Raw genomic sequence first — 2,547 nt, 5'->3', positions numbered from 1 at the left:
TCGGTCTTTTAAATCGTGCATGATATTGCCCTCTGTTTTTTGACAATATACCACAAGGCAAAAAACAGGCAAATAAAAACCCTCCGAAGAGGGTTATTGTAGTTCGCTTAAATATTATGCGTAGCAAGCGACTAATTTTTCAACAGCATTATATACGCGATTTGGGCAACCACCTGCCAATGCCATATCCCAAACGGCTTTATCAACTGCCTTTGCAGCATTGCTACGTTTTGAGTAATCAGCAAACGCTTGCTTTGCTAAAGCTGCTGCCTGTTCTGTTGTCAAAAAATCAACAGTGTTTAATTCTTGAATCATGTTTTGAGTTAAAGTATTCATAATATTCACCTTGTGTTCTGACTAAGCACTATTGCTTGTCTATGAGTTTATTATAGTAGCATTTTCGCTACATTGCAAGCAATTCAAAATTTATTTCTTGAATTTCCTGCATTCTTTTTTGCACCAATGCTTTTAGCTCTGGCAAGAGCCAAGCAGGAACAGGACGCGCACCGCACGCCCATTGTCTAACACGCCTCGAATCCAGCTCAACACCATCTAAATTGATAATTTTTCTAGCTAATTCCTCTTGCCATTTTAAGCCGTACAGCGCACGGCCAATGGTGTGTAGTTCTTCTTTAGTCATTAGATTGCCTCGATTTTCAATGTTGTGTTTGTGATGTACTCAATATCCCAATCTTCATCGTCAGTTGCTTTCAGGTGTGTAATTTTGGCGTTAAGAGCATCAACAACCATCTCTTGATTAACTGTTGTGAAAGCATGAAAGTTAAATTTCACCTCACCTGTTTTTACATCAATATAACCAATCTCGTCATCAAATGTAGTGCCAAAGCGAGCATCAACAACATTTAACACTTTGAAGTACAAACGATGATTTCCGCTTTTTTTCCATACATTGACAGATACATTGACGATTGCTTTTGGTGCTTTGCTTTCAGCGATAACGATTTTTAACGCTGCACCAAAAGTAACGCGATAAGATTCACCTGCAACATGGACGCTTTTAGCTAATTTGTGGGCTGCTTTGAAGATTTGAGACTTGTTCATTTTATTTCACCTTGTGATTCTTGCTAGACACTGTGTCTTGCCTGTATGACTTTATTATAGTAGCATTTTCGCTACAAGTAAAGCACTTTCTTGATTTATTTTTAATTATTTTTCGCATAAAAAAGCCCCTGCTGTAGGGGCATAAAAAACGTCCTTGTACTGGCATGTTTAAACAAAATTACGCGAACCTTTGCCATCAATAATCAAAACTTGTTTACGATTTCTTGAGCTAAACGAAATATGCACCCAACTATCAAACTCTAATATCAATTGGTCAAACTCAATATTTGATTGTTTAATTAACTCAACAATTTGACGCGGTGTATGTTCTGTTGTTTTAAAATCGACTGCTTCGCCCTTTAAGTGCTGACTATTATCACTAGAGCCAATCGCACGATTAACCGCTAATGACCGATAGCCGCTGGTAACAATAACAGGACAATCAAGTAATTCACGTACTTTGTCAAGTTGTTGCGCTGTGTTAGTTAACGATTTTAACTCTTTAGGCGGCGGTGCATTTGTATATTTTAAACGCTTGGCAGTCTCGCTAAACGTTAATTCATTGTATGTAAAATACTTTGACAGCTTCATTTTAAATCCCATTCATTGCCGAAGTTGACGCATTAATAACAAGGTTTTTCGCGTCTGTATCAAACCAAGCCTTTTTCTCTAACTCTTTCACGAAGCTATCTAATTCTTGATGACTGGCGAATTTAAGGTTTTGCTGTAATAACACTTTTTGAGTTAAACCGCTTGTGACTATTAAAACATTGTGCATTATATCAATGCTTACACCTTCAAACATGATAGCCACCCTCAATTTTTAATCAAGATTAGCTTATTTATCGTAACATTCAAGAGCCAAAACAATACCAATAACAAAATTACAAATAGAGCGACACCAAACATTAATTCCATTTAAACCAACTCACTAACCAATTTAACAACATCATCAATATTACGCACGATGGCAACTTGACCGCGCCACTCATCATGCCATTTGATTTGCTCAGGCGTTAATTTAGCTTTGCCACCGTCTTTAACTTCGACTAACAAATTAACACCACCACGACCAATCAACAAATCAGGTACACCGCTACCGACGGTATGCAGATGCTGTACAGAGAATCCCATTTTACGAAAAGCATCTACAATTTCAGCTTGATTTTTATCGACTTTAGCTGCTCTCATTTTCTAGTCTCAAGCCAAGTCAAATACTTATCCAAAAACGCATAATGTTGTTCAGGTTTGCCAAAAAACTTGCCACCACCTGACATATCAACCGTAAAGTTGACGCTGTTTGGTTCACTAATGCCTGTTACATATTTGAATTGAACAATGCCTTGTAACAAAAACACATCGGGCAAAGCGTTGATTCTTGCAATAAACTCAGGACTCATAAATTACTCCCATCAATACTCATACACGCCTCGCCACGTTCACCAATTGAGCCAAAATCTAAAAGTGTTTTAATGTTTTCAATTT

At 37.5% G+C, this 2,547-nt stretch carries 7 protein-coding genes; all 7 read right to left on the bottom strand.

Annotated elements, in window-relative coordinates; translation table 11 throughout:
- Positions 1-114: 114 nt before the first annotated feature.
- Complete coding sequence (locus Q0212_RS05700; RefSeq protein ID WP_297923458.1) at positions 115-336, bottom strand: hypothetical protein; 222 nt, start codon at positions 334-336, stop codon at positions 115-117.
- 67 nt (positions 337-403) lie between these two features.
- Positions 404-640 carry a transcriptional regulator gene (locus Q0212_RS05695; protein ID WP_297923456.1) on the bottom strand — a complete coding sequence of 79 codons (237 nt, stop codon included), beginning with the start codon at positions 638-640 and terminating at the stop codon, positions 404-406.
- Entirely contained in the window at positions 640-1,062 is a 423-nt protein-coding gene (locus tag Q0212_RS05690; RefSeq protein ID WP_297923454.1) for a hypothetical protein, read from the bottom strand. Before Q0212_RS05690 ends, Q0212_RS05695 begins: the two co-directional genes overlap by 1 nt.
- A 168-nt stretch (positions 1,063-1,230) precedes the next feature.
- Positions 1,231-1,653, bottom strand: a complete 423-nt coding sequence (locus Q0212_RS05685) for a D-Ala-D-Ala carboxypeptidase family metallohydrolase (protein WP_297923452.1) — start codon at positions 1,651-1,653, stop codon at positions 1,231-1,233.
- Position 1,654: 1 nt separating this feature from the next.
- A complete protein-coding gene (locus Q0212_RS05680) occupies positions 1,655-1,867 on the bottom strand; it encodes a hypothetical protein (protein WP_297923451.1) in 213 nt (70 codons plus the stop codon).
- Positions 1,868-1,980: 113 nt separating this feature from the next.
- Complete coding sequence (locus Q0212_RS05675) at positions 1,981-2,253, bottom strand: VRR-NUC domain-containing protein (RefSeq protein ID WP_297923449.1); 273 nt, start codon at positions 2,251-2,253, stop codon at positions 1,981-1,983.
- Complete coding sequence (locus tag Q0212_RS05670; protein ID WP_297923447.1) at positions 2,250-2,462, bottom strand: hypothetical protein; 213 nt, start codon at positions 2,460-2,462, stop codon at positions 2,250-2,252. Before Q0212_RS05670 ends, Q0212_RS05675 begins: the two co-directional genes overlap by 4 nt.
- Between the last annotated feature and the right edge of the window lie 85 nt (positions 2,463-2,547).

The sequence above is a fragment of the uncultured Agitococcus sp. genome, from assembly GCF_937920075.1.
Classification (GTDB): Bacteria; Pseudomonadota; Gammaproteobacteria; order Pseudomonadales; family Moraxellaceae; genus Agitococcus.
This window is presented reverse-complemented; position numbering and strand designations above follow the sequence as displayed.

Bases quoted from the DNA above. Each gene is read 5' to 3' on its own strand.
- Q0212_RS05700 (WP_297923458.1), bottom strand. From the start codon at position 336: ATGAATACTTTAACTCAAAACATGATTCAAGAATTAAACACTGTTGAT.
- Q0212_RS05695 (WP_297923456.1), bottom strand. From the start codon at position 640: ATGACTAAAGAAGAACTACACACCATTGGCCGTGCGCTGTACGGCTTA.
- Q0212_RS05690 (WP_297923454.1), bottom strand. From the start codon at position 1,062: ATGAACAAGTCTCAAATCTTCAAAGCAGCCCACAAATTAGCTAAAAGC.
- Q0212_RS05685 (WP_297923452.1), bottom strand. From the start codon at position 1,653: ATGAAGCTGTCAAAGTATTTTACATACAATGAATTAACGTTTAGCGAG.
- Q0212_RS05680 (WP_297923451.1), bottom strand. From the start codon at position 1,867: ATGTTTGAAGGTGTAAGCATTGATATAATGCACAATGTTTTAATAGTC.
- Q0212_RS05675 (WP_297923449.1), bottom strand. From the start codon at position 2,253: ATGAGAGCAGCTAAAGTCGATAAAAATCAAGCTGAAATTGTAGATGCT.
- Q0212_RS05670 (WP_297923447.1), bottom strand. From the start codon at position 2,462: ATGAGTCCTGAGTTTATTGCAAGAATCAACGCTTTGCCCGATGTGTTT.